Here is a 25,539-nt window from a genome sequence, read left to right on the forward strand (position 1 = left end):
GGCACCGGCGCACCGGTGAGCCGGGCCCAGGCGGCGGCCAGCGCCCGTGGTTCCCCCCACCGGCCGGCGTGGCCGAGCAGCAGCGACTCGGTCAGCTCGACGTCGTGGCAGCGGTCGACGCGGACCCCGGCCCGCAGCAGCGCCGGATAGGTCTCCGATGTCGCCGGCCAGACCCAGCGGGACGGCTCCCGGCGTTCCCGCTCCCCCACGGCTGCGACAAGGTCGGTGACCGACTCGGCCGGACCGGCGGGACGGCCGTCGGCCTGCAACGGCCGCAACCACCCACCGTCGCCCTCGTCGGGCATCACCGCCATCACCAGCACACCGGCGATTCTGCCCGCCACCCCTGACAAACCGAGCCCTGGCCGGTGGCTACGCCCTGGTAGGCCGGCTCTGCCGGACCGGTTGACACGACGGAGGCAGGCACCAACGACGGAGGCAGGCACCAACGACGGAACCGGCCGACAACGACGGAAGCAGGCAACAAACGGAACCGGCCCGGCCGACGGCCAATGCCGCCAACCGGGCCGGGACCCGAGGAGTTACTTGACCGCGCCCGAGGTCAGACCGGACTGGATCTGCCGTTGGAACACCGCGTAGACGATGATCATCGGCAGGATGGCGATGGTCAACGCCGCGAACAGCCCCGACCAGTCAGCCTCGTATCCGGCGTTCACCGAGATGTCGGCGATGCCCTGGGTGAGCACCCACTTGTCCTTGGAGTTGGAGAGCAGCACCAACGGGAGCTGGTACTGCGCCCACTGCCCGATGATATTGAAGATCCCCACGCTGATCAGGCCGGGCTTGGCCATCGGCAGCATGATGCGGAAGAACAGCCGGGTGTGTGAGCAGCCGTCGATCATGCCCGCCTCCGCCACCGACGACGGCAGCGTCTTGAAGAACGCCGCCAGGAAGAAGACGGTGAACGGCAGCGAGTACGCGATGTAGACCAGCACCAGGCCGGTGTGCGTGTCGAGCAGGCCAAGGTTCTTGACCACGAAGAAGAGCGGAACGAGGGCCAGGAACACCGGGAAGGCCAGCCCGGAGACGAACAGGTAGTAGATGAACCGGTTACCGACGAACTTGTACCGGGCCAGTACGTAGGCGGCCATCGAGCCGAACAGCATGGTGCCGAAGGTGCTGAACGACACCACGATGACGCTGTTCATGAAGTACGTGCCGACGTTCGCCTTGCTCCATGCCCGGCCGAAGTTCTCCCACCGCAGCTCCGCCGGCAGCGTCCAGGGGCTGCTGAAGATCTCGGTGGTGTTCTTGAACGCGGCCAGGAAGGTCCAGAGGATCGGCACGATGACGATCACCGCCCAGAAGGCCAGTGCCACGTGGCCGAGCCCGGCCAGCACCCGAACCTCCGACCTGCGCTCCCGGCTCCGCTTCACCCAGTGGGTCTCCACCGCGTCGGCGGAACGCTTGTCGACCCGGTGCGAGGATGTGTCGGTAGTCATCAGTATTCGATGCCTTCCCGCTTGGAGAGCCGCAGCGTCAGCGCCGCGAAGGTGAGGGTGAGGAAGAACAGCGCCACGCCCATCGCCGAGGCGTACCCGTACTTGGAGTAGACGAAGGCGTTGCGGTAGATCTCCATCGCGAGCACGGTGGTCGCCCCGTCCGGCCCGCCGCTGTCCACGGAGAGCACCGCGACAATGGCGAACGCATCGAAGGCGGCGATCCCGAGGTAGACCCAGGCAACCTGGAGGGTGTCCCAGAGCAGCGGAAGGGTGACCCGGAAGAACAGGGTGATCCGGCTGGCCCCGTCCATCTCGGCCGCCTCGTAGATCTCGGTCGGGATGGAGGCCATTCCCGCCGAGAACAACACCACGTAGAAGCCGACCGCCTGCCACACCAGCACCCCGAGGATCGACCAGAGGGCGAGGTTGGGGTTGACCAGGAACAGGATCGGCTCGAAGCCGAGCTTCATGAGCACGCCGTTGATCAGGCCGGACTCGTTCGGGCGGTACACCGTCTGGAACAGCACTGCGATGATCGCCACCGCCAGGACCTGGGGGAAGAAGAACACCACCCGGTAGAACTTCGACCCCCAGACCCCTTGCCGCTGGCCACCGACGCTCTTCCCGCCGACATTGAGCATGAAGGCGAAGAACAGGGCGATGGCAATGGTGATCAGCGGCAGGGCAAGCAGCAGTACGCCGTGATGCTGGACCGCCTTCCAGAAGTCGCCGTCCTCCAACAACCTCCGGTAGTTGTCGAAACCGATCCACTGAGGTGCGGAAAGGCCCCGCCAGTTGGTCATCGAGATCTGGAACGCCTGAGCGTAAGGTGCGATCACGAAGACCACGTACAGCGTCACCGGGACGGCCAGAAAGCCGACCACGAACGGATACTTGCCGTGCCGCATGACCTATCCCGCTCCGATCAGCGCTTGAACTTGGTGACGGACGAGTCCTTCTTGATCTCGTCGGCCTTCTTCTGGATCCGCTCGACGAAGGCGTCCGCCTTGATCCGCCCGAACATCAGCTCGTTGGTCGCCGTCCGGGCCTCCTTGTCCAGCTCCTTGTACCAGCCGTCGAAGAAGAGGTTGACGACGTCCTTGCCGGCGGCGGCCAGCGCGGCCTGGGAGCTCTTCACACCGGGCGGGAACTCGTAGTCGCCCGCACCGCCGGAGACGACGCTCGGCGCCTTGACCACCTCGGTGAAGCCCTTGGCACCGGCCTTGGAGAGCATCTGCCGCATGTACTCCATGCCGCCCCGCGGGTTCTTGCTCTTCGCCGAGACGAAGTAGCCCTCACCTGCGGTCGCCCGCACCGCTGCCGCCGACAGCTTGTCGGAGGCGGTCAGGCTCGGCACCGGCATCATCTGGTACTCGAAGCCCTCCGGGGTGTCCTTCTTCTGCTCCCCCTCGAGCCAGTCACCGCTGGGGTAGAAGGCCACCTTGCCCTGGTTGTGCTGTAGCTGCACGTCGGTGTGCTTGAGGCCCTCGTAGCTCTTGTCCAGGTACTTCGCCCCGATCTCGGCCCACGCGGCGGCGGCCTGCTTGACGGCGTCGACCTTCCAGGCGCCGTCCTCGAGGTTGTCGATGTTCTTCAGGACCTCCTCACCACCGACCTTGGCGGCCTGGGTGAGGATGACGTTCCACATGTAGTACGCCGCGTTGGAGCCGGCGTAGCCGAACGGCGTGATGCCCTTGGCCTTGATGGCGTCGCAGAGCTTGGTGAACTCGTCCCAGTTCTTCGGCGCGGTCCAGCTGTTGGCCTTGAACAGCTTGCCCGAGTACCAGATGCCGAAGACGGTGGAGACGTAGTACAGCACGTACGGCTTGCCGTTGAAGGACCCGACGTCGACGGTGCCCGGAACGACGGTGTCGCGGACCTTCTTCGACGGGTCGTCCACCGACGGCGCGTCCCACAGCTCGGTCAGGTCCTGCAGCTGACCGTCGGCGACCAGGGCGCCGAAGTCCATCGACTTCTCACCCGAGTTGTTGACGAACTCCGGCGGCTGCCCGGAGGCGAACCGGGGCTGCAGGATCGTCGAGATGGCCTGGGTCGACTGGTGCTTGATCTCGGCCTTGGGGAACGCCTTCTTGTAGAGCGGCTGGTGCACGTCGGTGGCGTACTTCTCGCCGTAGCCGCCGTTGAAGATGACGACCTCGATCGGGGCGTCCTCCTTGACCCCGAGCGGGTTCTGCGCGGTCTTGGTTCCGGTGCCAACCGTCTCGTTCTTTTCGTCGCCACCGCTGGTCGCGCAGGCGCTGAGCAGACCGGCGGCTGGGGTGGCGAGCAGCCCGACGGCAGCCGCCCGGCGTAGCACCGTACGGCGGCTGAGGTCCGACGAGCTGTCGGGGGAAACGGACATCTTTGTCTCTCCTCGGGTGGGAATCGGATCAGCCGGTACGCCGGGTACCACCGGCGCGCCACGATCCGAGGGCATGGCAGTGCTCGTCCCGTCGGGGACGACCGGCGGAGAGGTCGATAGGGGAGGCCTCTCCGGCGGGGTGGATCCGTCGTACGACCCCGGCGTCACCGACCGCGCGGGCACCGCGGTGGTGACGGCCGGGATCGCACAGACCGCGCCGCCGCCCGCCAGCGGCAGCAGTGCTATCCCGGTACGGGGTGCCGTTGTGCGGCACGCCGTATGGCGAGGTTGCCGAGCCGCCGAGGAGGTGCCGTGGCACCGTCCGGGTCGGACGCTCAGCCGAATCGACCACGATCGGATGCTGATCGGGATCGGTTACCGGTGCCGTCGGCTCGATGACCGAGCCCGTGGCGCCGGGGTTGGAGACCACCAGGGACACCGTGCCCGGCCGCATGGCCACGAGAGGGTGCCCCTGGTGGGCGTCGATGGAGCCGGCTCCGGTCGGGGCAGGTCCGGTCGGCTGTGCGTACGCGAAGTCGTCCTCGCTGGTCATGCCGCCGCCCCCTTTCCTGCCTTGTGACCGTCGACGGCCTGGGCGGTCCGCTGGAACGCGGCGTGCGCGCGGTCGTGGGTGCGCTGTGCGACCGCGATGTAGAGCAGATCGAGTACGACCAGCTGCGGATGCCGGGCGGAGAGGGCATCCGGGCGGAACGTGGTCGCCTGGGTGGCGGTGAGCAGCACGATGTCGGCCAACTCGGCCAGCGCGGAGCGGGGGAAGCTGGTCAGCGCGACGGTGGTCGCACCCCGGCTGGCCGCTTCGGCCAGGGTCTCGATCGTCTCGCGGGTCTGTCCACTGTGGGAGATTCCCAGCGCCACGTCCCCGGCCCGCAGCAGTGCCGCGCTGGCCAACCCCTCGTGCACGTCGTTCCAGGCCCACGCGGGTACGCCGATGCGGTGCAGGCTGAACTGCATCTCCTCGCCGACCAGGGCGCTGCCGCTGGCTCCGAAGATGTTCACCCGCGTCGCGCCGGCGATGGCGTCGGCGGCGCGCTCGACCTCGGCCAGGTCGAGCAGGGCGGCCGTGTCGTGCATGGCCCGGGTGTCGGCGGCCATGATCTGGTCGAGCACCCGGTCGAGTGGGTCGCTCGGCTGGATCTCCCGCCCGATGTCGACGGTCCAGCCGGCGGAACGACTCCGCCCGGTCTCGGCGGCGATGCCCAGCCGCAGGCCGGAGTAGCCCTCGAAGCCCATCGCCCGGCAGAACCTGGTGACCGTCGCCGGTGAGGTGCCGCTGCGTTCGGCGAGCTCGACGATGGTGGCCCGGGCGGCTGCTTCGGGAGCGGAGAGCACCTGGTCGGCGACGCGCTGGAGGGCACCGGTGAACTCCGGCAACCGGGACCGGATCCGGGCCAGAACGCTGTCCGTAACGGACAGTCCGATGGCGGTCCGCCGGTCGAGCGGCTCGGCGTCGACCATCGCGGCCCCCGCGTTGGTCTCGGCCTGTTGCTCAACCATGAAGATCGCCTTTCTGGAAAGAGTGTTAACCGTTAGTGGTAAAAGTTCTTACTAAAGGCCCCCTGCTGTCAAGACCGTGGGCGAAGTTTTCAAACTGTTACCTTGAGTCGCCCTCCGACGCCGGTCTGCCCCTTGTCCGGCAGACCCCCGGCGACCAGCATGGACGCGTACCGTCACCGCCCCTTGGAGAGACCTTGCCGCAGACATCCGATCCCGTAGTGGTTGGTCTCGATGTGGGCGGTACGTCGACCAGAGCGGCGGTCGTCACCATCGCCGGTCAGCGCCTGGGCACCGGCCGGGCCGGCGGCGGCAATCCCACGAGTCACGGTGCCGAGCGGGCCGCCGGAGAACTACGGGCAGCGCTCACCGCAGCACTGCACGGGGTCGATCCGGCACTGGTCCGGGCCGGTGTCATCGGCCTGGCCGGCGCGGGCCGGCTACTGGCCGATCCGGTCGGCCGGGCCGCCTTCGACCAGGCCTGGCACGAGGTCGGACTACGCTGCCCCTACGCGATACACGGTGACGCCCTGGTCGCGTACGCCTCCGGCACCGCCTCGCCCGACGGCACGATCCTGATCGCCGGCACCGGGGCGATCGCCTGCGAGGTCCGGGACCTGGCCCTGTACCGCAACGCGGACGGACACGGCTGGCTGCTCGGCGACGCCGGCTCCGGCTTCTGGCTCGGTCGGGCGGCCGTGCAGCGGGCACTGGCCGACCTCGACTGCCGGCGCGAACTCGCCCCGCTCTCCGTCCTCGTCCTCACCGAACTGCTCGGATCGCCCCGGATCGCCGACCGTCCCCGCGACACCGTCGACACCCTGGTCCAGGTGGTAACCCGCCGACCGGCGGTGGAACTGGCTGCCCTCGCTCCCCTGGTCATCCGGGCCCACCGTGACGGCGACCCGGCGGCGCAGGCGATCGTCTCGGAGGCGGCCGGACATCTGGCCGACAGCGTCGCCCGGATCCGTCCGTCGGACGCGGCCACGCCGATCGTGCTCGGTGGCGGGCTGCTCACCGGCGACACCCCGTTGGCCGAGGCGGTCACCGCCACCCTGGCCACCCGTTGGCCGGACGCTCCACTGCTTCGGGCCGGCGACGGTGCCGCTGCCGCCGCCTGGCTGGCCGCGCAGACCCTCGCCGAGGTGGACGCGCACATCGCGACCCGCCTACACCGGCAACTGATGCCCTCGACGGACGGCCCGCAGGACGCTTAGCGCTCGGCAAGGACGTTCAACGCCGGACGAGGGCGCTCAACGCTCGGCAAAGAACGTTCAACGCTCGGCGAAGAACGTTCAACGCTCGGCAAGGACTTTCAGCACAGGCGTTCCAGCGCGAGATTCGAACATCGAACAACAAAACATAGCTTCGGTATCCGGAGGCCGACCGCCCGCCCAGCGGATTTTCATTTCATCTGCACATTCATGTCGGACGAAGAGTCTACTGATCGACAGAAGCACCATGGCACACAATCCTGCGGGCTAACCTGTCGCTCGACCTTCAACTCGCGCGATCGGACAGGTGAGCACATGCTGCGAAGAGCGTCCACGTCGATCACCACAGCGATTCTTGCCGCACTCATGACCATTTCGGCAACCTCCTCCCCCGCGCTGGCTGCATCCACACCGAACTGCGGCGACACGATCACGACCAACGTCACCCTGACGGCCGATCTGCATTGTTCCGGCGACGGACTGATCATCGGCGCGCACGGCGTGACCATAGATCTCAACCAGCACGAAATCTCCGGCACCGGCACGGGGAACGGCGTATCCGCTGTGGAATACAACGGCCTGACCATCCGGGACGGCACGATCAGCGGCTTCGAGACCGGGATCTTCCTGGAATCCGCCGAGGACGCCACCGTACGGAACATGAGCCTGCTACGGAACGGCGACCCGACCAGGTATCAGACCGGCGGCCTGTACGCCAACATCGCCTCGAACCTGACCGTCAGCGGAGGTACGATCGTCGCTCCGCCCGCCACGAGGAGCCTGGTGGTGGAGGCGTCGAACGGAGTCACCGTCAGCGGGGTCGACGTCACCGGTCCGGTCGGACTGAGCATGATGACCGAGAACTCCGTACTCACCAGGAACGTCTTTCGGGACGGGCGGGTCGGGCTGAGCGAGACGTACACGAGCACCAGGATCGAAAACAACAGGTTCATCAGGTCCGGCATCGGAATGAGCGAGGCCAACAAGGTATCGATCACCGGGAACCACTTCACCGGCAGCCCGATAAGAATCGTAATCTCGGACGAGATAGAGATACGCGGAAACACGTTCCGCGACGGCGAGTTCGGCGTGGCCATAGGCACCACAGCGCCCGACGTGAACATCACCGGCAACGTGTTCGCCAACAACAGGTACGGAATACACGTGAAGGCGTACTACTTCGCCGAGAACGAAGGGCTCACGGTCACCCGGAACACCTTCGTCGACAATGCAAACGCCGGACTCTTCATCGAGGCGACCGGGGTGTCGACAGGCACCCGGGCCAGCGTGACGGACAACTTCTTCATGGCCAACGGCTTCGCCAGTACGGACACCGATGCCGCCGGCCGCCCGATCAACGACGGCCTACACATCAACATTCCGACCGGAAGCCTTCCCACGATCGCCCGCAACCACACCATCGCCAACGCCGACTTCGGCATCGAGGCGCTGCCGCCGGGCAGCGTCCAGGACGGTGGGGGCAACACCTCGACCGGCAATCCCAACGGTTGCGCTGGCGTCGTCTGCCGTTAGCGCCGTACCTGACCTGACCTGCCCTGACGGGACACGGACACGGACACGGGCCCGCAGCGGGCGTACCTGTTCTCCATGTGCATGCGTCGGGGAGCAGGTACGCCCGCAGGGTCATCGGACGGGGTGACGGCTACTTCAGCTGGCCGGCGGTCAGGCCGGACTGGATCTGGCGCTGGAAGGCGATGTAGACGACGAGCACCGGCAGCATCGCGATCGTCAGCCCGGCGAAGAGGCCGCTGTAGTCGCCGGCGTACCCCTGGTTGACCGCCAGTGCGGTCAGCCCCTGGGCCAGCACCCACCGGTCCTCGGCTCCCTCCCCCTGCATCAGCACCTGGGGCAGGATGAACTGGTTCCAGTGGTTGAGGAAGTTGAAGATCGCGACGCTGATCAGCCCCGGCTTGGCCATCGGCAGCATCACCTGGAAGAAGAGTCGGAAGTGGCCGCAGCCGTCGATCATCGCCGCCTCCCCCACCGAGGTGGGCAGCGTCCGGAAGAACGCGGTGAGGAAGAAGACCGTGAACGGCAGGGAGTAACCCGCGTAGACCAGGATCAGACCGGGCCAGGTGCCGAGCAGGCCCGCCTGGCGTACGACGAAGAAGAGCGGGACCAGCGCGAGGAAGACCGGGAACATCATGCCGCCGACGAACAGGTAGTAGACGACCTGCCGCCCCCAGAACTCGTAGCGGGCGAAGACGTACGCGGCGGTCGCACCGAGCAGCATGGTCAGGGTCAGCGAGCCCGCGACCACGATGATGCTGTTGAGGAAGTACTGGCCGATGTGGGCCTCGGTCCAGGCCCGCGCCCAGTTCTCGAAACGCAGCGCACCGGGCAGCCCCCACGGGTCGCTGAGGATCTCGGCGTCGCTCTTGAACGAGCTGATCACCACCCAGAGCAGCGGCAGTACGGTCAGCGCGCCCCAGAGCGCCAGGAAGCCGTGCGAGAAGACATTGAAGATGCCCAGCTCGCGCCGGGGCTGACCGTCGGCCGGACGGTCCGGGCGACCCGCCTCGCGGACCGGGGTGGTCGACGTGTCGGAGGCCATCACGGAACTGTCAGCTGTGCTCATGAGTACTCGATCCGGTCACGTTTCGCGGCGCGGAGGGCCAGCACCGACACCGAGAGGGTCAGGAAGAACATCACCACGCCGATCGCCGAGGCGTACCCGAACTTGGTCTCGGAACCGAACGCGGTGTTGTACATCCGCAGGCCGATCACGTCGGAGGAGAAGTTGGGACCACCGTCGGTCATCAACTGCACCAGGATGAAGCCGTCGAGCGCGGCGATGGCCAGGTAGATCCAGGCGACCTGCACGGTGTCCCAGAGCAGTGGGATGGTCACCTTGAACAGGGTCGTCCAGCGCGACGCCCCGTCCAGCATCACCGCTTCGTAGATGTCCCGGGGAATGGACTGCATGGCCGCGCCGAAGAGCACGACGTAGAACCCGACGTTGCTCCACACCATCGCTGCCAGCACACACCAGAAGGCGAACTTCGGATCGCCCAGCCAGGTCGGGGTGGGCAGGCCGAGCGCCGAGAGCGCACCGTTGAGCAGGCCGTTGTTGGGGTGGTACATCTCCCGCCAGATGTAGGCGATGATCACCACGGAGAGCACCTGCGGGAAGAAGTACACCAGCCGGTAGACCGACGTGCCGCGTACACCGACGACACCGGCCCGGCCCCGCCGGCCGCCCATGATGAGCATCGTGCTGAAGAAGAGACCAAGCCCGATGGTCAGGACCGGCAGCAATACCAGCAGGATCGCATTGTTCTTGATCGCATTCCAGGCGTACTCGTCGCGCCACAGCGCGGTGAAGTTCTCCAGCCCGATGAAGTTGGCGTCCGGCGAGTAGCCGAGCCAGTCGGTGGTGGAGATCTGGAACGCCTGCGCGTACGGCGAGATCACGAAGATGCCGTAGAGCGCCAACGGCGGCAACAGGAAAGTTAAGATCAGCGGGTACTTGCCATGTCTCACGAGATTAGATCCTGCCCAGGTGACGGGGAAGCCGGAAGGGGCCGGCCCGTAACCGGGCCGGCCCCGTCGGCACGACTCAGCCGGCTCGCTTGTACTTGGTGATCGAGCTGTCCGAAGCGATCGAGTCAGCACCCTTCTGGCACTGTTCGAGGAACTCGGCCGGCCCGATCCGGCCGCTGAAGAACTCGCCGCAGGCCGCGTCCACGAGGTTGCGCTCAAGCTTGCGGTAGTAGTTCGGGTAGACCCAGTTGAAGCCGTTGCTGCCGGAGGCATCGAGGGCCTTGGTGACGCTGGTGAGGCCGAACGGCAGTTCGACACCGTCGGTGGCACCGGCGACCACGGTCAGGCTGGACACCTTCTTGGTGAAGTCCTGGGCACCCTTCTTGGACAGCATGGTCCGGAAGTACTCCAGGCCACCGGCCAGGTTCCTGGCCTTGGCCGGCACGATGAACGGCTCACCGGCGGTGCCCCGGATCGCCTCGAAGGGCAGCTTGTCGCTGGCGCCCAGGCTCGGCGTCGGCGCGATGCTCATGTTGAAGCCGTCCGGCGTGACGCCCTTCTGCTCGCTCTCCAGCCAGGAGCCACAGGAGATCATGGCCGCCTTGCCCTGGCACCACTCGGTCTGCGACTGCTTGTGGTCCAGACCGGGCGAGCCGGCCAGGATGTAGCCGTCCTTGACGATCTGGTGCCATGCCTCCGCCGCCGCCTTCATCGCGTCGGACTTCCAGGCGTTCGGCTCCAGGTTGTCGATCGCGGTGGCCACCGAGGTACCGCCGAACTTGATCGCCGTGGCCAGCAGCGGCCAGCTCATGTAGCGCGGGTGCTTGCCGGCGTAGGTCCACGGTGCGATACCGGCCGCCTTGATCTTCTTGCACAGCGCGATGTGGTCGTCCCAGGTCTTCGGGTACTCCCAGCCCTTCTCGGTGAAGAGCTTCGTCGAGTACCAGATGCCGTACGCGGTGTACGTGTAGTTCATGACCAGGAACTTGCCGTTGTAGGAGCCCACCTCGACCGCACCCGGCAGCAGGGTGTCCCGCACCTTCTTGCCCGGGATGTCCATGCTCGGTGCGTCGAGCAGCTCGCCGAGGTCGGCCAGCGTGCCCTGGGAGACCAGGCCGTTGAAGTCGATCTGGCCGGCACCGGAGTTGTTGACCACGTCCGGCGGGGTGCCGTCGACGAAGCGCGGCTGGAGGGTCTTGTTGATCTCCTGCGTCGCCGAGTGCGTGATCTTGGCCTTCGGGTACTTCTCGGTGTACATCGCCTCGTGCGCCTTGGCGTACTCCTCGCCGAAGCCACCGTTGAAGATGACGATCTCCAGCGGAGCGTCCTCCTTGACGCCGAGCGGGTTCTGCTCGGTCTTCGTGCCCCGGTAGGTCTTGTCGTCGCCCTTGTCGTCGTCACCGCCGCCGAGTGCACAGCCGGTCAGCAGGCCGGCGGCGGGGGTCGCGAGGGCACCGGCCACCGCGGTACGACGCAGAATGTCACGCCTGTTCATAGATTCTCCTCGGATCGGGGGTCCAGCGGCGCGCCGCTCCGGTGGCGACACCCGCCGCGCGAGGCGCTGTTGCTTGTCTTCAGTTCACACGATATTGCTGAAGAATTCTTACGGCAGGATACGGTCGTCAGCAAGACCCCACGGCCGAACCGTTATCACCTTGCGCGAAACCCCGGTTGACTACGCTGACTTCATGCGCCGCCTGCGGCAGATCGCCGAGCGCACGCCCGCCGATCGGGAGCGTTACCTCGACCTGCTCCGCGCGGTCGCGATCACCGCCGTCGTGCTCGGCCACTGGCTGATCATCGTCATCGGCCCGGACCGGCGGGGGCACCTCACCGGGCACTCCGCCCTGATCGACCTGCCCTGGGCCCACCCGGTCACCTGGCTGGTGCAGGTGCTGCCACTGTTCTTCCTCGTCGGCGGGTACGCCAACGCCGCCTCGCTGACCAGTCGACGCCGCAGGGGCGGCAACGCGGTCGAATGGCTGCTGGACCGGAGCGGCCGACTGCTGCGCCCCACCACGACACTGCTGCTGGTGCTGGCCGCCGCCGCGCTGGTGGCCCGCCTGTTCGGGGTCGGCCCCGAACAGATCCGCATCGGGGTCTGGTTCGCCACGCTCCCGCTGTGGTTCCTCGTCGCGTACCTCATCGTGGTCGTGCTGACCCCACCCATGTACGGCCTCTACCGGCGCTACGGCTTCGCCGTACCGGCGGTGCTGGTGGTCCTGGTCGCCGTCGGTGACCTCGCCCGACTGCACGGCCAGACCGAACTGGCGAACGGCAACTTCCTGTTCGGCTGGCTGGCCATCCACCAGGTCGGGTTCGCCTGGCGCGACGAGCGGGCCCGGTTGGCCCGGCCCCGGGTGGCCGTACCGCTGCTGGTGGGCGGCCTGGCCGCGCTGGTGCTGCTGACCGTGGTCGGGCCGTACCCGGTCAGCTTGATCAACGTACCCGGCGAACGGCTGCACAACATGTCCCCACCGAGCCTGGCCCTGCTGGCCGCCGCCGCGTTCCAACTCGGTCTCGCCCTGCTGCTGCGGGCCCCGGTCGAGCGGTGGCTGCACCGGCCCCGCCCCTGGCTGGTCGTGATCGCGCTCAATTCGGTGGTGCTGACGATCTTCCTCTGGCACGTCAGCGCGGTGGTGCTGCTGGCCGGTGGCCTGTACCAGGCCGGGCTGCTGCCCAACCCACCCGTGAACTCGCTGGCCTGGCTGCTCTGGCGGGTGCCCTGGCTCCTGATGCTGACCGTGCTGCTGGCCGGGCTGGTCGCCATCTTCGGGCCGATCGAGGCGCGCAGCGGTCGCCGCCGCCAGACCCGACCGGCCTGGCTGCCGGCCGGGCTCTGCGCCGTACTGCGCCGGCCGGCGTTGCAGGGTCCACTGGTCGTCGCCGGGTTCGGCGCTGCCGCGTTCGGGCTGCTCGACAACAGCCTGGCCACCAAGACCGGGCACACCCCGCTCGGGCTGCCCACTACGGCGCTGGTCAGCTATCTGGCCGGTGCGGGCGTGCTGCGGTTCCTCCGCGCAGTTCCCGATCAGCACGGACGATCGCAGCCCCACTAGTCCACAGCCCGGGTGGTCACCACGACGGACGGCACCTCGCCCGACCGGGCCACCGCAACGGATGGCACCCCGCCCGACCGGCCCAGCCCGACGCATCCGCCCAACAGATCGCCGATGATCACCGTGACACCCCCAGCCGTACCTCGTGACTGCACGCTCTCACCGGAACGGTGCCGGGGCAACCCCCGACCCCAGCCGGCGTCTTGTCCGGGCCGGGCAGGATAGGCCAGACCTGCGGTTCCGGTACCGGATGGTTCCGGTGGCCCCGGGTCCCGCCGTACCCTGATGGCTCGGTCCACCGCGGCCCACCCTGCCGGAGGCGCACATGGCACCAGTCGACGCCCCGCTGCACCGGCTCTACACGTCGGGGCGGGCGTTCCGGATCGGCATCGGGGACGGTGGAAACGAGATCGGCATGGGCCTGCTCCCCGCCCCGGTGATCACGTCGGTGGTCGACCGGGGCTCGGAGATCCGCTGTGTCGTCGACTGCGACGCCCGGCGGTCGACCCGTACCCCGTCCGGCTCGGGCTCGTCGACCGGGCCGTCCGGTGCACCCGTCGTACCCGAGGTGGACCGTGCGGCCCACCTGCCCGGCAGGCGCAGCAGCAGCGCGGTGACCGCGAAGGCGGCCCACGCGCCGGCCATCGCCACCAACTCCGACCTGTCCTGCAGTACGTAGTAACCCGCGGTGAACGAGACCAGAGCGAGACTGTTGCGGGCGAAGTGCCGGCTGAACTCGGGCAGGTTGCGGCGGGTCTCGATCGCGACCAGCACCCCGGAGTACGGGAACGTCACCACCATGCCCTGGAGCAGTTGGCCACAGAAGACGGTCAGGATCGACCCGAGGAAGATCACCAACAGTTTGGCCGGAGCGGGCAACGCGTCACGGGTCGCGTCGGTTGACGGTGCCACGGGTCTGCCGGCTCGTCGGCGCAGCAGGAGCATCACCACGACCCACAGGACGAGGGTTCCGATCAGCGCCGGAACGAACGGCACCGGCACCGCCAGCAACAGCAGGGAGCTGAGCCCCACGTAGACCGCGATGCCCGCCAGGTCGGAGACCAGGATGTGCCAGCGCAGGCGGTGGTAGAGGACGGAGACGACGAGGAAGAAGAGGTTGAGGCCGATCACCCCGAGCACCTGCGAGCCGTCCACCCGGAACCCGGTCGTCAGCAGCGCCAGGCTGATCGGCAGGGGAAGACTGTAGACGAACGCCCGCATCCGTACGGACCGGATGAGGCTGATCACCCACACCACTACGGTGACCAGCAGGACCGCGGTTACATTCATGCTCGCCCCATTCGTATCCGCCCTCCTTGGTCAGCTCCGGAGCACCACTCATTCCGGAAACGTCGCAACGCTCATGCAGGTCTCGAACGCACCGATCAGCCGGTCGAGATCGTCAGGATTGACCGTGAACTGGTTCTCGCTGATCTCACCGTGCGCGCTCATCCGCCCTTCCCACGCGCTCGTGCCGTCCCAGACGGCCAGGTTGAGGTGCAGGCTCTTGTCGACGGTGCCCAGGGGCAGCAGCCCGACCCGTACGCCGGCGGACCGCTGGAGATCGAAGAGCTGCTGCAGGTCGTCGGTGAGTCTGGCGTAGGCGAAGATCCGGGTGATGCGCACTCCCCGTCGCATCGCCTCCAGGTTGACCGCCCAGTAGTGCCGGCCGATCTCGCTGTTCCACCAGCTCAATTCCCCGCTGGCCCGGGGCATGACGTTGCTCAACGTGTCCAACCGCGTCGCGGCGGTCCTGGTCGCCCCCAGCAGGTCCTGATAGTCGCCACCGAGCCGGGTGATCCGGCCGAGCCGTAGCTGGTCGGTGTCGGTCCGGATCCGGTCGAAGCGCCGACGTGCCTCGAGCGCCACCCGGGTGCCCGGATAGTTCTCGATGGCCTGCTTGGTGTTCTCCACGATCGGCACCATCGCCGAGGTCAACCAGGGGGCGCCATCCATCAGGGTACGCAGGTGGAACCGGCGCTCGGCCCGCGCCAAGGAGTCAACCAGCAACGAGATCGTGGTGCCCATCAGGCCGGCCAGCAGTGATTCGACCCCGGTGGCCGCACCGGTCAGGTCGAGCGAGATCGACAGCGCCGCCGACAGCGCGATACCGAGGACGGCGATCGGATCGGTGTGGACGATCAGTCTGGCCAGTCCACGGGTAGCTTCTCTACGGCGATCAGATCGACGGCCACCCCTTGCGACCATAGATCGTCCTCCCTGGGTAGTGATCACACCGAGCGTACGCCCGCACGACAACCACGAAGATCCCGCGCGTCGTCGACCGGGCGGCCCGGCCGTCGCCGGCTACTATCCGGCGGTGCTGCCCGACCGCCACGTACCACTGCCGCCGGGGACAGCCGGCACGCCGGCCGCCACGCTCACCACGGGGATCGCCGCGTGGGTCGACTCCGAGCCGGTACGCGACCTCGTGCACGCGTTCGGCGGCCGGTGCCCCGAGGGCGACCTCACCGGAACGCTGTCCTGGCTGGACGACTTCTCGGCCGAGCACTGGGACTTCCGGGGTGGCCGCGAGCGTCCCGACGCGCGGGAACCCGACCTGGCTCCCCGTACGGTCGAACTGGTCCTCGCCGCGGCACGCTCGCTGGGGATGGTCGAGCCCGCTCCCCCGCCGCACCGGGTCTACCAGCACCTGATCGTGTTGGGCGGCCTGGCGCACGCCTGCCTGCGCCGCACCGGATATGCGGCACACCTGCTGCGGTCCGGGCTCACGGTGACCGGCGAGGTGGCCGTACTGGGCAGCTTCCGTCCGCTGACGCCGGCCGAGCAGGGCAACCTCGCCACGATCGACATGACCGGGTGCGCCACCGAGGTGGACGTCCTGGACACGGCGGTACGGCTGACCTTCGGCCATGCCACGCCGACCGAGTCCGACGGCGAGGACTTCAGCGACGAGGACACCGGGACGGATGCCGAGCCGCACTGTTCGTGGTCGGTTCGCAGCTACCTCGACGACGCGGGGCCACCGGTACGGGTGCTGGCCGCCCCGTCCAGCGAACCGGCGGTACGGCGGGCGCACACCGCCGACACCCAGCGATTCTGGGCCGGGCAGGCCCGCCTGTCCCCCGGTGACCGGGTCCTGATGGTGACCGCCCCGATCTACGTGCCGTTCCAGCACTGCGACGCGGTACGCACCCTCGGCCTGCCGTACGGCTGCGGCATCGACACGGTGGGGGTGGATCCGGCGCTGACCGTCGCACCGCTGCCCGAGCCGACCCTGACCGCCGGACGGTACCTACAGGAGCTGCGCTCGGCCATCCGCTCGATGCGCGCCCTGCATTCGTCGATCGTCAGCGGCCCGCCGGTCGGAGACACGTTGCGGCGCTGACTGCCCACTGGTCAGGCCAGGGGCGACGGGTCGTCCCCGTCGCCCGTCACCGGTCGATCACCGGGTCTCGATCCACACCCGCTCGGTACGGTGCGCGGTGAGGTTGACGCTCGACGTCTCGCCGACCGGCTTCCACGGCCCCTCGAGCAGGATCGGGTCCCCGTACATGTAGTGCCGCTGTAGCACCTTGACCCGGTGTTCGCCGGTGCCGCTGACGCAGAGACTGGCGGCGGTGTAGCCGCTGACGCCGTAGCTACAGTCGGCCGGGGCGGCGACGGCCGGACTCGCGGTGCTGGCGACGAACAGAGTGGTCAGGGTGGCGGTCAGGGACAGGGCGACAGCGGGCAGTTTCATGACACTCCTCGATTAGTAAGCTTTGTTAACCGAGAGAAGTGAAGCAACCCCGTTCACGTCTGTCAATGCATCTCTACATCAGCATGGTGCGGGGATCCGAGGCCATCGCCTGTAGCCAACTCGCCGCCTCACGCGCACCCGGGCACTGCGCGACGGAGAGCGCACCCGCCAGCGCGGCCATCTCCGACGCCGGGATCAGCACCCCTTCCCGGCTGCGCAGCCGCAGCCGTACCGTCGCCTCGGGGCCGACCACGGTCAGCACCGGCGTACGCGTGACGCCACCGGTCACGACCACCCCGCCGTCGCTGGCTATCCCGGTGTTGGAATCCGCCGTCGCGGCCAGCGTCACCGACCGGGCGGTCTGCAGGTCCACGGTACGGCTGGTCAGACCGCGTACGGTGAGTCGGGTGCCGTCCAGCCACGCGCCGACCCGGGCGATCGACGCGATCATCAGGCCAAGGCCGACCGCCGCGACGGTGGCCAGCCCCAACGCGAAGATGGGTGGCAACGCGGAATTGTCGCCGCCTCCGGCCAACAGACCGAGTATCCCGCCCAGGCAGCAGCAGAGCCCGACGACAACGGCTCCGAGTATCGAGACCGTGACCAGCCGACCGGTCCGCCCCCTCGGATAGCCGACGGACAACACGATCCTTGGGTGCCCCGGATTCATGCCGGCAATCTTGTCACCCCCGATCAAGTCCGCCGTCGCAGCCCCGGACGGGAACCCACCTGTCGGGAGATCTGGCGGGGGATGCGGTACGGACGGCTACCCGGTGGCGGTGTCCCGGATGGCCTGGGCGAACACCTCGGACCGGTGCTCGAAGTTGCGGAACCGCCCGTAGCTCGGGGCGGCCGGGGACAGCAGCACCACCCCGTCGGCCGGGGTCAGCTTGCGGGCCAGGCGTACGGCGGCAGCCAGGTCGTCGGCCAGCTCGGTGCGTACCGAGGGCAGGTCGCGGAGTTGTTCGACGATGCGCTCGCCGCTGTCCGGAATGCCGATCACGGTGATCTGCCGCTGGGCGAGGTGCTCGCGTAGCGGCGTGTAGTCCAGTCCCCGGTCGTTGCCGCCGACGATCACCGTCAACTGCCGGCCGTCGTACGCGTCGATCGCATGCATAGCGGAGTACGGGCTGGTGGAGAGGGTGTCGTCGACGAACACGACCCCGGACGGGTCGCTGATCTCGGCCAGCCGATGCGGCAGCCCCTGGATTCCGGCAGCCGCCTCGGCCAGCACCTCCCGCTGGGCGACACAGTCCACCCCCAGCGCGTCCAACACCGCCAGCGCCACACAGAGGTTGCCCTCGTTGTGCCGTCCCACCAGCGGAAACACCGACCGGGGGAAGAGCGGCTGGTCCCCGGCGAACTGATACGGCACACCGTCCGGGCCGGGCGCGACATGGAACGTGTCCGGCATTGCGGCGCGGACCGCGGGGCGGTCACCGACCTCGGCGACCAGCCGGGCATCCGTACCGTTGATCACGATGGTCTCCGGCCCGTGCCCGATCAGGTTGAGCTTGTCCCGGTAGTACTCCCGCTCCCCGCCGTGCGCGTCCAGGTGCTCGGGGAAGAGCGAGGTCACCACCGCCACCCGGGGGGAGTCGGTAAGGTCCGAGCACTGGTAGCTGGACAGTTCGAGCACGTAGAGATCGGCCGCCGGCAGGTCCAGCAGCGGCACCCCGATGTTGCCGCCGAAGATGTTCGGTCGTCCGACCGCGGCCAGCAGTTGGCTGATCAGGTTCGACGTCGTGCTCTTGCCCTTGCTGCCGGTGACCCCGACCGTGCGGGCGGCGTGGTCGGCCATCCACAGCGCGGTGCCGCTGGTGACAAAGACCCCTCGACTACGTAGTTCGACCAGCCACGGGTGGGTCTGCGGTACACCCGGCGAGCGCACCACCACGTCGGCGGCGGCCAGGTGCTCGAAGCCGTCCTGGCCGATGTGCAGCGGAGCGGCCTGTGCCAGCGCGCCGTCCCAGGGCAGCGACAGGAAGTTGGCACTGTCGTCGACCGCAACCAGACTGGCCGGGCCGTGCGCGGCCACAGCGATCACCGCTGCCCGGCCCTCCCGGCCGGTCCCCCAGACGGCAACCGAACGTCCGCGCAGGTCAGACAGGCGCACGAGTGATCTCCTCCACAGTCAGCGGTCGGGCCGGGACTAGTATGGCGTGTGCTCAACGGACAGCTCCGGCAGATGGACGCCTTCAATTTCCCGTCACACTCGGTCGACCTCGCCACCGGCGAGGCATCGTTCGACTATGCGCTGACCGGACCGGGCGGCGAGGTGCGCTTCACCGAGGTGATCACGTTCCCGCTGCCGGCCAGCCGGCCGGACGACACCACCCTCGCCACCTTCGGCCGGGTCCTCGAACTGCTCCACCTGGTCGCCGGGGTGAGCTACTACAAGGCCGCCGCGCCTCGTCGCCTGGTGTTGCCGAAACCACTCGGCGAGGCTGCCGTGGCGTTGGTCACCGCCATCTACACCAAGGGCCTGGCCGAGTACGCCTTCCGCAACGACCTGCCGTACGTGCTGGAGCTGGTGCCGGAGGTGCCGGCGGGCGAGGTGGCGATCCCGGCCGCGTACGACAACTCCGCCCGTCGCCCGTTGTCCGCCGTCGGCGGCGGCAAGGACTCGATCGTGAGCCTGGAGGCGCTGCGGGCGGCCGGACTCGATCCGGTGCCGTTCTCGGTCAACCCCAACCGGGTCATCGTCGCGGTCAACGAGGCCTCCGGGTTGTCTCCGTTGGCCGCCCGGCGGCGGATCGATCCGGCGCTGTTCGAGTTGAATGCCGCCGGGGCCCGCAACGGGCACATCCCGGTCACGGCGATCAACTCGCTGATCGCGGTGGCGACTTCGGTGCTGCACGGGCTAGGCCCGGTGGTGATGTCCAACGAGCGGTCCGCCTCCGACCCGAACCTGGTCTGGAACGGTCACGAGATCAACCACCAGTGGTCCAAGGGGGTCGAGGCGGAGGGACTGCTCCGGGCGGCGCTGGCCGGGCACGCCGGCCTGACCGAGCCGTACTTCTCGCTGCTCCGGCAGCTGTCGGAGTTGCACATCGCCCGGCTCTTCGCCCGGCACACCCGGTACGACAACGTGGTGACCAGCTGCAATGCCGCGTTCAAGCTGCACAACGCCACTGCCCGCTGGTGCGGGAACTGCCCCAAGTGCCGGTTCGTCTTCCTGGCCCTCGCCCCGTTCATGCCCCGGGAGCGGCTGGCCGGCATCTTCGGCGCCGACCTGCTGGCCGACCCGGCCCAGGTGCCGGGTTACCTGGAGTTGCTCGGCATCGACGCACACAAGCCGTTCGAGTGTGTCGGCGAGGTCGAGGAGTCGCTGGTCGCCCTCGGCTTGCTGGCCGAGCAGGAGCAGTGGCGGGACGCCCCGGTGGTCCGTGCCCTCGTCGCTGCCGTACCACCGGAGGCCTGGGCGACGGCCTCCCGCTCCGACGTCTTCACGCCCAGTGGCCCGCATTACATCCCCCCGACCTACTCCAGGATCCCGATGATCAGGGACTGACTCGGCGCGTGTCGTCGGCGAGCCGACGACACCGCTCCCTGATCACGAGCATCACGACCGGGCGAGTCGCTTCATTGGATGGCGGGTCCGAACGAAGACATCGCCACGGTCGTTCGTGTCGCCCGGGACGAGGTTGGTGGCGAAGGAAATGAAGGTGACACTCCCGTCGTTTGCGACCTCGGACGAGTTGCTGAGACCGTTGCTCTGGGTGCCGTCACTGGCGACGCTCACGCGGGTAGTGGATCCGGTCAGCCGGTCCCTGAGGAAGATGTCCCACTGGTTGTTGGTGTCGCCCGGAACGAGGTTCGCGGCCCACGACGCGAATACGACGTAGCGACCGTTCTCACTGATGTCATCCGCGGAGCTTTGGCCGTTCCCCTGGGCACCCGTCCCGGAAACACTGACTCGACTGGTGGTCCCGGTCCACAGGTCCCGTACGAATGCGTCACCCTCGTAGTTGGTGTCACCTGCCACGAGATTGGAGGCGACACTGTTGAACAGGGCGTACCGGCCGTCAGCGCTGAGCCGCACGCCATAGCTGTAGCCGTTGGCTTCGGTACCTGCGTCGGAGACGCTGACCCGAGTGGTGGTCCCGCTCCACAGGTCCCGTAGGAACACGTCGGACTCGCCGTTGGTGTCACCCGGCACGAGATTCGTCGCCTCCGACGAGAACAGCACGTAGCGGCCGTTGGCGCTGATCCCCCACCCGAGACTCTCGCCATTCCCCTGGGCCCCCGAACTGGAGACGCTGACCAGGGTGGTGCTCCGGGTCGTCATGTCACGTACGTACACCTGCATTTCGCCATTGGTGCCGCCCGGTTCCAGATTTGTCGCCTCCGTTTCGAACACAACGTACCGGCCATCAGGGCTGATTCCCCTGGGTTGACTCGATTGGTCCGCGTGGACACCGGTGCTGGAGATCGCGATCCTGCTGGTGGTCCCAGTCCATCGATCGCGGACGAGGGCGGCGGACCAGACCGAAGGACCGGGGGCCAGGTTCGTCGAGGTCGAACTGAAGAAGACATACCTGCCGTTTGTGCTTACGTACGGGCCGACGCTCATGCCGTTGCCGGGGATGCCGTCACTGCTCACGCTTATCAGGGAGACAACCCCCGTACGCAGGTCACGAAAGTAGACACTCTGTTTGTCGACGATCATGCCGGGAATCAGATTCGTGGCACGGGAACTGAACGCAACATAGCGACCGTTCGGGCTGATCGCCGTCCCACCGCTGTCCAGATCTGCCTGAACCCCGCTACTGGAGGTGCTGACCAGATAGGTTTCCAAGGCGGCTGCGGAAACCGGCATCGCGGTCGTCAGGACCAGCGCCGTCACCATGAACATCGTCAGGACGAAGCGAGGTGATCTCATTTTCTTCCTGGCCTCCATTGCGTTAGCCGGCTCCGCAAATTGCTGCGAACACGGGCCAGTATCGAGCATTGCAATCACGCCCGAAAGAGCAGCTATCCGTCGAGTAACGGCAAGTCCGAGATCTGACAACTCGACGTCCGACCGCACAACCCGGTCAGCCAGTCGACGCAACGGGAGCAGGTTCAGGCGTCCCGTACGGCGTCCAGGGCGAGCATGGCGACGTGCAGCGACAGGCACACGTCCACCGAGTCGAGGTCGACGCCGAGGATCCGGGCGATTCGGGCCAGTCGTTCGTAGAACGCCGGCCGGGACAGGTGTGCGGCGCTGGCCGCCGCCGACTTGTTCCGGCCGTACTCCAGGTACGCCCGCAGGGTGCCGAGCAACTGCTCCCTCGGGTGCTCGGCATCGTAGGTCAGTAGTGGCCCGAGTTCCCGCTCGACGAAGGTCTGCAACCGGGGCTCGTCACGCAGCAGGTGCAGCAGGCCGGGCAGTCCGACGTGTGGAAGGCGGAACACGGCCACGTCGCGCCGGCCACGTCGCGCCGAATCGGCAATCTGCCGGGCCTCGATCAGCGAACGTCGCCCCTCCCGCAGGGTGCCGACCCCGGAACCGGCAGCGATGATCACCGCGTCCGGCCCGGCGACGGTCTGCTGGGCCGAGGCTGCCGCGAGGCGTACCCGATGCAGGGCCGCCGCGAACGCGGACAGCGACCGGTCCTCGACGCCGGCGTCCGGCAACGCCAGCAGTACGCCCACCGCCTGATCGTCCAACGTGCTGGCCAGCCCGTTCAGGTTGGTCTCGCGCATCGCCTGGCTGACCGCCTCGGCCAGGTCCCGCAACCGGGCCTGGGCCGCCTCCGTACCGATCGGGATGGTCTCCGCACCGGCCTCGTCCGCTCGATGCCGGACCACGACGCCGACCAGGTGACGGCGTTCCAGGGGCACCCCGAGGGCCCGGGCCCGCAGCGCCACCTCGTCGACCAGCCGGGCGTGGTCCAGCAGCGTGGTGAGCAACGTACGGTGGATCTGGCGCTCCAGTCCGTCGGCGTCACGCCGGATGAGCCGGCCCAGCGCCAACGTGGATGCGGCGCGTTCCAGCAGGATGGTCAACCGGGTCGGTGGAACACCGAGCCCGTCGGCCGGGCCGGTGTCGGGCCACCGCAGCAGCAGCCGTCCCCAGTCCTGACCGCGCGCCCCCACCATGGTCACCAGCCAGCCCGCGTCCGGATCGTACGCGGTGCGCCCGGTCAGGCGGATTCGTCGGGACTGCTGTTCCCAGCCGCTGAGGAGCAGTTCGGCGCTGTTTCCGGCAGCGTCGTAGGCCAGCACCCGGCGGGACAGGTTCTCCAGCACCACCGGACAGCCGGCCAACTCCGCCGCCTGGCGTACCACCTCGGTCGGATCGGCACCCTCCACGGACAGTTCGGTGAACCGCTGGTGGATCGCCTCGGTCGCCCGTAGTTCGGCGAGCTGCGCGTGGACGATCAGCCCGTGCACCGCCTCGGTGATCGGGACGAACGGTGTGGGCAGCCGCAACTCGACCAGTGGCAGGCCCCGGCGGGCGGCGGCAGCGACCATCACCCGGGGCACACTCGTCGGATAGCGCCGGCCGAGCTCGACCACCAGCCCGGAGACCCCGACGTCGGCCAGGTCCCCGATGAACGACCGGATTCCGTCGTCCTCGGCGGGCAGACCGATACCGGTGGTCAGGACCAGCTCACCCCCGCCCAGCAGCGGGGCGATGTCCGGCACCTCGGCGACGTGCACCCAGCGTACGAGCCGGTCCAGGCCAGCTTCCCCGGCGACCACGCGGGGGCCGCCGTAACGTACGGGGTCCAGGGCGAGAACATCACGGACAGTAGGAAACACCCGGTCACGCTACCGTCCACGCGGCCGTCCGCTCCATGGTCGAGATCTTGTCGATCCGACCACTCTCCGTAGCGGGCCGGCGGTGATGGCGGTTCGGTGGACGGTTGGGACCTGCGCCTCGTCGCCAAACACAGCCAGGAGGACTTCGGCCGGATCATGCACTATTCGGCCTCCATGGTGTCGGCGGTGGAGTTGGGACAGCGTCCCGTCGACCTTCCGTACCTCGAACGCGCCGACGAGGTGCTCAAGACCGACGGGCTCTTCGCCGCCCTCTGGAAGCTGGCCAAGCGGGACGGCGAGCCGGTGTGGTTCCGCCCGTGGCTGGACGCCGAGCGGGCCGCGATCCAACTGCGCTGCTACCAACCAAACCTGGTGCCCGGCCTGTTGCAGACCGAGGCCTACGCCCGCGCCGTGCTGCGGACCGACGGCGCGCTCACCGACGACAAACTCGCCCGGCTCCTGGGGGTCGCCTGGACCGGCAGACGATCCTGAGCCGGGACGACCCACCGGAGCTCTTCGCCATCATCGACGAGACGGTGCTACGGCGTACCGGCGAGGGCTACGAAGCGCTGATGGCCGAGCAGCTCGCGCACCTGGTGGCCTGCGCCGAGCGGCCGAACGTCAACACGTCATCCCGGCCGACGTGGTCTTCCACATCGGTCAGTCCGGCCCGTTCGTGCTGGCCAGATCGGCCGAGGGCGGGGTGGGCCACCTGGAGACCCAGCACGGCGGCGTCGTCGTGGACAGCGAGCAGGGTCTGGCCACACTGCTGAGTAGGTGGGATGGTGTGCGCAGCGAGGCGCTGCCGCGCCGGCAGTCGCTGGACCTGATCAAGGAGTTGATGAAGCAATGGACCTGACCGACGCCCGGTGGCGTAAGTCCACGCGCAGCGGCGCCAGCGGCGGCGACTGCGTGGAGGTGGCCGACAACCTGCCCGGCGTCGTGGCCGTACGGGACAGCAAGGACCAGCAGGGTCCGGCGCTCATCTTCGCACCGGCCGCCTGGCGTTCGTTCGTACGGTCCGCCAGCCAGCGCTGACCGCCTGGCGGGTCGTTCGGTGCGGTTCGCCCACCGGCAAACCGCACCGCCACCGAAGGTGGCACCCGCCCCCAGCCGCACCCGCCTCACAGGGGATCGTCGCGGCCCAACTCCCAGCAGGCGACGGCGGTCGCGGCAGCCACGTTGAGCGAGTCGACACCCCGCCGCATCGGGATCACCACCCGCAGGTCGCTGGCGTCCATCGCGCCCCGGGTCAGGCCCGCCCCCTCCGCACCGAGCAGCAGCGCCGTACGACCCCGGTGGGTGGCGTCGATCCGCTGGATGGGGACCGCGTCCGCCGCCGGGGTCAGCGCCAACACCGCGAAACCGGCTGCGCGTACCCGCGCCAGGCCGTCCGGCCACGGGTCCAGCCGGGCGTACGGCACGGCGAACACCTCGCCCATGCTGACCCGTACGCTGCGCCGGTAGAGCGGGTCGGCACAGGACGGGGAGAGCAGTACGGCGTCGACCCCGAGCCCGGCCACCGCCCGGAAGATCGCGCCGAGGTTGGTGTGGTTGTTGACGTCCTCCAGGATCACCACCCGACGGGCGTCGGCCAGTACGCTCTCCGCCGTCGGCATTTCCCGCCGATGGAACGAGGCCAGCACACCCCGGTGTACGTGGAACCCGGTGACGGCTTCCAGCACCGCCTGACTGGCCGCGTACGCCGGACCGGCCTCCGCCAGGTCGCCGAGCTGGTCGACCCGCTTGGCATCGACCAGGAACGAGCGGGGCCGGTAGCCGGCCCGGAGCGCCCGCCGCAGCACCAGCTCCCCCTCGGCGATGAACAGGCCGTGCGGCGGCTCCCAACGGGTACGCAGCTCGACGTCGGTGAGCGCGCGGTAGTCGGCGATCCGCTCGTCGTCAGGGTCGGTGATCAGTTCTACGGACACGCGGACGATTCTTCAGTAGGTGATCGGCGCTGGTCGCA

The 25,539-nt window shown here is 68.3% G+C and carries 24 protein-coding genes and 2 pseudogenes; 9 read left to right on the plus strand and 17 right to left on the minus strand.

The window, feature by feature from the left end:
- From ACFQ4H_RS29910 to ACFQ4H_RS29935, 6 genes and pseudogenes are all read right to left on the minus strand, one after another.
- Nucleotides 1-305 (minus strand): annotated as a pseudogene (locus ACFQ4H_RS29910) (bifunctional 3'-5' exonuclease/DNA polymerase); the annotation flags it as partial.
- Between the two features lie 237 nt (nt 306-542).
- The gene (locus tag ACFQ4H_RS29915; RefSeq protein WP_377577425.1) at nt 543-1,463 is read right to left on the minus strand and encodes a carbohydrate ABC transporter permease; all 921 of its coding nucleotides are present in this window, start codon (nt 1,461-1,463) and stop codon (nt 543-545) included.
- Nucleotides 1,463-2,371, minus strand: a complete 909-nt coding sequence (locus ACFQ4H_RS29920) for a carbohydrate ABC transporter permease (RefSeq protein ID WP_377577428.1) — start codon at nt 2,369-2,371, stop codon at nt 1,463-1,465. The genes ACFQ4H_RS29915 and ACFQ4H_RS29920 overlap by 1 nt, the downstream gene beginning before the upstream one ends.
- A gap of 17 nt (nt 2,372-2,388) precedes the next feature.
- Nucleotides 2,389-3,825 (minus strand): N-acetylglucosamine/diacetylchitobiose ABC transporter substrate-binding protein, encoded by a 1,437-nt coding sequence (gene ngcE / locus ACFQ4H_RS29925; protein WP_377577431.1) that lies wholly within the window; start codon nt 3,823-3,825, stop codon nt 2,389-2,391.
- 28 nt (nt 3,826-3,853) lie between these two features.
- Entirely contained in the window at nt 3,854-4,378 is a 525-nt protein-coding gene (locus ACFQ4H_RS29930; protein WP_377577434.1) for a hypothetical protein, read from the minus strand.
- Nucleotides 4,375-5,340: a MurR/RpiR family transcriptional regulator gene (locus ACFQ4H_RS29935; RefSeq protein ID WP_377577437.1), complete on the minus strand. Its 966-nt coding sequence runs from the start codon at nt 5,338-5,340 to the stop codon at nt 4,375-4,377. The genes ACFQ4H_RS29930 and ACFQ4H_RS29935 overlap by 4 nt, the downstream gene beginning before the upstream one ends.
- 218 nt (nt 5,341-5,558) lie before the next feature.
- Between ACFQ4H_RS29935 and ACFQ4H_RS29940 the strand changes: the two genes are divergently transcribed.
- Together ACFQ4H_RS29940 and ACFQ4H_RS29945 are read left to right on the plus strand one after the other, a co-directional pair.
- Entirely contained in the window at nt 5,559-6,554 is a 996-nt protein-coding gene (locus ACFQ4H_RS29940; RefSeq protein WP_377577439.1) for an N-acetylglucosamine kinase, read from the plus strand.
- Between the two features lie 312 nt (nt 6,555-6,866).
- A complete protein-coding gene (locus ACFQ4H_RS29945; RefSeq protein ID WP_377577442.1) occupies nt 6,867-8,084 on the plus strand; it encodes a right-handed parallel beta-helix repeat-containing protein in 1,218 nt (405 codons plus the stop codon).
- A 130-nt stretch (nt 8,085-8,214) separates the two neighbouring features.
- Here the strand turns inward: ACFQ4H_RS29945 and ACFQ4H_RS29950 are convergent, their stop codons facing one another.
- The 3 genes from ACFQ4H_RS29950 to ngcE (ACFQ4H_RS29960) all read right to left on the minus strand — a co-directional run bounded on the left by ACFQ4H_RS29950 (nt 8,215) and on the right by ngcE (ACFQ4H_RS29960) (nt 11,550).
- The gene (locus tag ACFQ4H_RS29950) at nt 8,215-9,150 is read right to left on the minus strand and encodes a carbohydrate ABC transporter permease (protein WP_377577445.1); all 936 of its coding nucleotides are present in this window, start codon (nt 9,148-9,150) and stop codon (nt 8,215-8,217) included.
- Complete coding sequence (locus ACFQ4H_RS29955) at nt 9,147-10,055, minus strand: carbohydrate ABC transporter permease (protein WP_377577448.1); 909 nt, start codon at nt 10,053-10,055, stop codon at nt 9,147-9,149. The genes ACFQ4H_RS29950 and ACFQ4H_RS29955 overlap by 4 nt, the downstream gene beginning before the upstream one ends.
- A gap of 76 nt (nt 10,056-10,131) precedes the next feature.
- Nucleotides 10,132-11,550: an N-acetylglucosamine/diacetylchitobiose ABC transporter substrate-binding protein gene (gene ngcE / locus ACFQ4H_RS29960; RefSeq protein ID WP_377577450.1), complete on the minus strand. Its 1,419-nt coding sequence runs from the start codon at nt 11,548-11,550 to the stop codon at nt 10,132-10,134.
- 193 nt (nt 11,551-11,743) lie between these two features.
- Here ngcE (ACFQ4H_RS29960) and ACFQ4H_RS29965 point away from each other — a divergent pair, with 193 nt between their 5' ends.
- The gene (locus tag ACFQ4H_RS29965; protein WP_377577453.1) at nt 11,744-13,114 is read left to right on the plus strand and encodes an acyltransferase family protein; all 1,371 of its coding nucleotides are present in this window, start codon (nt 11,744-11,746) and stop codon (nt 13,112-13,114) included.
- Here the strand turns inward: ACFQ4H_RS29965 and ACFQ4H_RS29970 are convergent.
- Complete coding sequence (locus ACFQ4H_RS29970; RefSeq protein WP_377577456.1) at nt 13,111-13,236, minus strand: hypothetical protein; 126 nt, start codon at nt 13,234-13,236, stop codon at nt 13,111-13,113. The genes ACFQ4H_RS29965 and ACFQ4H_RS29970 overlap by 4 nt on opposite strands.
- A gap of 203 nt (nt 13,237-13,439) precedes the next feature.
- Here ACFQ4H_RS29970 and ACFQ4H_RS29975 point away from each other — a divergent pair, with 203 nt between their 5' ends.
- Nucleotides 13,440-13,793, plus strand: coding sequence for a glutamate cyclase domain-containing protein (locus tag ACFQ4H_RS29975; protein WP_377577459.1), 354 nt, complete (start codon nt 13,440-13,442; stop codon nt 13,791-13,793).
- A 9-nt stretch (nt 13,794-13,802) separates the two neighbouring features.
- Complete coding sequence (locus ACFQ4H_RS29980; RefSeq protein ID WP_377577462.1) at nt 13,803-14,150, plus strand: hypothetical protein; 348 nt, start codon at nt 13,803-13,805, stop codon at nt 14,148-14,150.
- A gap of 302 nt (nt 14,151-14,452) precedes the next feature.
- Here ACFQ4H_RS29980 and ACFQ4H_RS29985 read toward each other — a convergent pair whose 3' ends face one another.
- Nucleotides 14,453-15,322: a phospholipase D-like domain-containing protein gene (locus ACFQ4H_RS29985; RefSeq protein ID WP_377577465.1), complete on the minus strand. Its 870-nt coding sequence runs from the start codon at nt 15,320-15,322 to the stop codon at nt 14,453-14,455.
- Nucleotides 15,323-15,341: 19 nt separating this feature from the next.
- Here ACFQ4H_RS29985 and ACFQ4H_RS29990 point away from each other — a divergent pair, with 19 nt between their 5' ends.
- On the plus strand, nt 15,342-16,463 hold the full coding sequence (locus ACFQ4H_RS29990) for a hypothetical protein (protein ID WP_377577468.1): 1,122 nt from the start codon (nt 15,342-15,344) through the stop codon (nt 16,461-16,463).
- A 57-nt stretch (nt 16,464-16,520) separates the two neighbouring features.
- Here the strand turns inward: ACFQ4H_RS29990 and ACFQ4H_RS29995 are convergent, their stop codons facing one another.
- The 3 genes from ACFQ4H_RS29995 to murD all read right to left on the minus strand — a co-directional run bounded on the left by ACFQ4H_RS29995 (nt 16,521) and on the right by murD (nt 18,933).
- Complete coding sequence (locus ACFQ4H_RS29995) at nt 16,521-16,817, minus strand: hypothetical protein (protein WP_377577471.1); 297 nt, start codon at nt 16,815-16,817, stop codon at nt 16,521-16,523.
- Between the two features lie 73 nt (nt 16,818-16,890).
- Nucleotides 16,891-17,487: a hypothetical protein gene (locus tag ACFQ4H_RS30000; protein WP_377577473.1), complete on the minus strand. Its 597-nt coding sequence runs from the start codon at nt 17,485-17,487 to the stop codon at nt 16,891-16,893.
- A 96-nt stretch (nt 17,488-17,583) separates the two neighbouring features.
- Nucleotides 17,584-18,933: a UDP-N-acetylmuramoyl-L-alanine--D-glutamate ligase gene (gene murD / locus ACFQ4H_RS30005; RefSeq protein ID WP_377577476.1), complete on the minus strand. Its 1,350-nt coding sequence runs from the start codon at nt 18,931-18,933 to the stop codon at nt 17,584-17,586.
- 48 nt (nt 18,934-18,981) lie between these two features.
- Between murD and ACFQ4H_RS30010 the strand changes: the two genes are divergently transcribed.
- Nucleotides 18,982-20,331 (plus strand): hypothetical protein, encoded by a 1,350-nt coding sequence (locus ACFQ4H_RS30010; protein ID WP_377577478.1) that lies wholly within the window; start codon nt 18,982-18,984, stop codon nt 20,329-20,331.
- Between the two features lie 51 nt (nt 20,332-20,382).
- Here ACFQ4H_RS30010 and ACFQ4H_RS30015 read toward each other — a convergent pair whose 3' ends face one another.
- Nucleotides 20,383-21,873 carry a TolB family protein gene (locus ACFQ4H_RS30015; protein ID WP_377577481.1) on the minus strand — a complete coding sequence of 497 codons (1,491 nt, stop codon included), beginning with the start codon at nt 21,871-21,873 and terminating at the stop codon, nt 20,383-20,385.
- 11 nt (nt 21,874-21,884) lie between these two features.
- Nucleotides 21,885-23,570 carry a PucR family transcriptional regulator gene (locus ACFQ4H_RS30020; RefSeq protein WP_377577484.1) on the minus strand — a complete coding sequence of 562 codons (1,686 nt, stop codon included), beginning with the start codon at nt 23,568-23,570 and terminating at the stop codon, nt 21,885-21,887.
- A gap of 156 nt (nt 23,571-23,726) precedes the next feature.
- Between ACFQ4H_RS30020 and ACFQ4H_RS30025 the strand changes: the two are divergent.
- Together ACFQ4H_RS30025 and ACFQ4H_RS30030 are read left to right on the plus strand one after the other, a co-directional pair.
- Nucleotides 23,727-24,429: pseudogene (locus ACFQ4H_RS30025) on the plus strand (DUF5753 domain-containing protein).
- A complete protein-coding gene (locus tag ACFQ4H_RS30030; protein WP_377577487.1) occupies nt 24,420-24,608 on the plus strand; it encodes a DUF397 domain-containing protein in 189 nt (62 codons plus the stop codon). The pseudogene ACFQ4H_RS30025 and the gene ACFQ4H_RS30030 overlap by 10 nt, the downstream one beginning before the upstream one ends.
- Nucleotides 24,609-24,694: 86 nt before the next feature.
- Here the strand turns inward: ACFQ4H_RS30030 and ACFQ4H_RS30035 are convergent, their stop codons facing one another.
- A complete protein-coding gene (locus tag ACFQ4H_RS30035) occupies nt 24,695-25,501 on the minus strand; it encodes a TrmH family RNA methyltransferase (RefSeq protein WP_377577490.1) in 807 nt (268 codons plus the stop codon).
- Between the last annotated feature and the right edge of the window lie 38 nt (nt 25,502-25,539).

The sequence above is a fragment of the Micromonospora sonneratiae genome, from assembly GCF_042679305.1.
In the GTDB taxonomy this organism is placed as follows: Bacteria; Actinomycetota; Actinomycetes; order Mycobacteriales; family Micromonosporaceae; genus Micromonospora_H; species Micromonospora_H sonneratiae.